This window comes from Actinocrinis sp., assembly GCF_035938995.1.
In the GTDB taxonomy this organism is placed as follows: Bacteria; Actinomycetota; Actinomycetes; order Streptomycetales; family Catenulisporaceae; genus DASZGI01.
This window is the reverse complement of sequence record NZ_DASZGI010000337.1, coordinates 1-2,394: the sequence shown is the minus strand read 5'-3', so window position 1 is coordinate 2,394 and position 2,394 is coordinate 1. Positions and strand designations below refer to the sequence as shown.

At 69.5% G+C, this 2,394-nt stretch carries 4 protein-coding genes; 1 reads left to right on the top strand and 3 read right to left on the bottom strand.

The features are described 5' to 3' along the window. From VGZ32_RS24110 to VGZ32_RS24100, 3 genes are all read right to left on the bottom strand, one after another. On the bottom strand, positions 1-183 hold a 183-nt coding region (locus VGZ32_RS24110; RefSeq protein WP_326888462.1), incomplete at its 3' end, for a sigma factor. 137 nt (positions 184-320) lie between these two features. Next, the gene (locus VGZ32_RS24105; RefSeq protein ID WP_326888461.1) at positions 321-764 is read right to left on the bottom strand and encodes an ATP-binding protein; all 444 of its coding nucleotides are present in this window, start codon (positions 762-764) and stop codon (positions 321-323) included. After that, a complete protein-coding gene (locus VGZ32_RS24100) occupies positions 761-916 on the bottom strand; it encodes a hypothetical protein (protein ID WP_326888459.1) in 156 nt (51 codons plus the stop codon). Before VGZ32_RS24100 ends, VGZ32_RS24105 begins: the two co-directional genes overlap by 4 nt. A gap of 337 nt (positions 917-1,253) precedes the next feature. On the opposite strand from VGZ32_RS24100, the gene VGZ32_RS24095 reads away from it, so the two are divergent. Beyond that, positions 1,254-1,967, top strand: coding sequence for a hypothetical protein (locus VGZ32_RS24095; protein WP_326888458.1), 714 nt, complete (start codon positions 1,254-1,256; stop codon positions 1,965-1,967). Positions 1,968-2,394: the final 427 nt, after the last annotated feature.

Sequence of the window (2,394 nt, the reverse complement as noted above, 5' to 3'; positions counted from 1 at the left end):
GTCCGGGTCGAAGTTGTCCACCGCCTTGACCAACCCGAGGTAGGCGACCTGGACGAAGTCCTCGACCAGCTGTCCGCGCCCGCCGTACCGCGTCGCGATGTGGCGGGCGTAGGGCATGTGGTCCTCGATGACCTGGCCGCGCAGCCGCTCGCGCTCGGGGTCGCCAACTGTCAGGCGGTTCATTCTCGTCAGGACGTGCATGGTCTCGGCCCGCCGCTGCGCGTACGGGGAAGCTGTCGCGGTGCTTCCGGTAGAGCGCGCGTGGTACGCAGGCGCCGGTTCGGCGATCAGCGTGGTTGCCCCGCCCGAATGCCCGCGGTTCATCGGGCGTCCACTGCGGTCAGGCGTTTGACCAGGGTGATGGTTCCTATCCCGTCCGCCGTGTACCAGGACGCCTCGTCCATCACGGCGCCGAGCATGATCCATCCGATGTCGTGCAGGTCAGGGCGCATGCCGGGCGGGACCGGAGCGGAAATCTGGATGCGCAGGAGCCCGGGCCGCTCCTCGAACCGGCACCTCAGCGCCCTGTCTGTCGCGTCGAAGCGCGCGTCGAGCAGGAACAGGCCGCATGCTTCGTCGACGGCGAGCCGCAGGTCGCCGAGATCGACCAGGGTCAGATCCGTGCGGGCCGCGATGTGCCCGGTCAGCGAACGCACCAGCAGGACTTGCTCGCGCTCGGCCGGGATCTCCAGAAGGATCGTCCGTGCCTGCTCAGGACGCAGGGTGCTGATGCGGACCGGATTCAGCGTTTTGTGATTCGTCACGACTCGTCCCTCGGGGCCTGGCGCGCCGGTACGGGATCGGCCAGTGCTTCCCAGAAGTGGGTATCGAAGCCGGACGCGGGAAACCAGTCGAACCACGCGGGGACCGGGGTCCGGACGGCCGCGGCCTCGGACGCGTTGGTTCTCATCGGCATGAGCGCACCTCCAACGGGATCACCTCGGTTAACCGTGTGGCGCGATCCCAAACAACCGGCGCTCGACCACCCGAGGAAAACCGGCTCCCAATCCACATCGCCGTCTGACCGCGTCCCGGACACACGCGTCAGACGCCGTATAACTCTGCGAGAACGTCAGCCGATAGGGTGAAGTCACCATGTTGGACCTTCGGCAGCTTCGACATTTCGTAGCCGTCGCCGAGGAGCTGAGTTGCCCTCGGGCGCGGGGCGAGCGAGAGGCAAGGTCGTGAGGCGGGGCGGGGCGCCGTACATCCTGTCGAGGATCATCGCGTTCCGGACCGTGATCGGGACAGTCGTGTCGATCACTTTCATCGCCGCGACCGTGCTGTGCGCCTTGGCCGTGTACGAAGGCGGGGCCTTGCAGTCAGCCGCCGAGGCCCGGCTCGCCGCCGCCGACACTTCGCTCGGCGTCGAGACCAGCGCAGGAACTCCCGTGCAGTTCGCGGCGCAGGCGACGACCCTGCGGGACGGCGCCGGCGCCGCACTCGGAGCCGGCTCTTTCACTCAGCTCGGCGCGATCTCGACCGACCAGGTGGCGCTCCCGACCTCAACGCAGGCCCAGCAGCAACTGGTCGAGCTGGCCGGCCTCAGCGCTCTGAGTACACACGCGACGCTTGTGGCCGGCCAGTGGCCTAGGGCGCTCAGGAGCAACGGGTCATCGCCGATACCTGTGGCCGTGCCCTTGGTAGTCGCCACTCGGCTGCACATCACGGTCGGCGCCATGCTCACCTTGCAGCAGACCGCGGGCGGTCCACCGGTCAAGATCACCATTGGCGGGATCTACCAGCCCCGCCGCGCGAACGGCCCGTATTGGCGCTTGAGCGTAAACGGCGCCGCAGGGATAGGAAGCACTACAGCGTCCACCACCTACGGGCCCGTGGCGGTGGACCCGGCCGCGTTCACCTCCGGTGCGCTGACCGGCACTCAGACGCGTTGGGCCATCCAGCCCGCAGTCTCCGCGCTGGCCGCCCGCAGCCCGCCACCGCTGCGCAGGCGATCACGACCCTGATCGCGAAGATCCAGAACTCTAAGGCGTTCGCCGGATCCCAGGTCTCCAGCGGCCTTCCCGCCCTGCTCGCCTCGCTCGACCGGGCCCGCGCCATCGCCCGCTCCGTCCTCGAAGGCATCGGGCTCGCGCTGCTCGTCTTCGTCGTCTCCGCGCTCGTAATCGCCGCCCGGCCGCTCGGCGCGCAACGCCAGGCGGAGTCCTATCTGCTGGCCGTGCGCGGACGCAGCCCGGCGCAGGCGCTGCGGGCCGACCTCGCCGAAGCCGCGCTGCTCGGGATCTGCGCCGCGGATGGCCGGGGCCGCGCGTGTCGGCGCCGACCTGGCCGCACTCGGGCTGACCGTCGCCGCCTACTGGCAGCTGCGCAGCCTGCCGCCGACCAGTGAGAGCGGTACCGCGACCCTGGTCGATCCGCTGATCGCGCTCACCC

Excerpts from the sequence above, each read along its gene's own strand:
- VGZ32_RS24100 (WP_326888459.1), bottom strand. The coding sequence starts at position 916 with ATGCCGATGAGAACCAACGCGTCCGAGGCCGCGGCCGTCCGGACCCCG.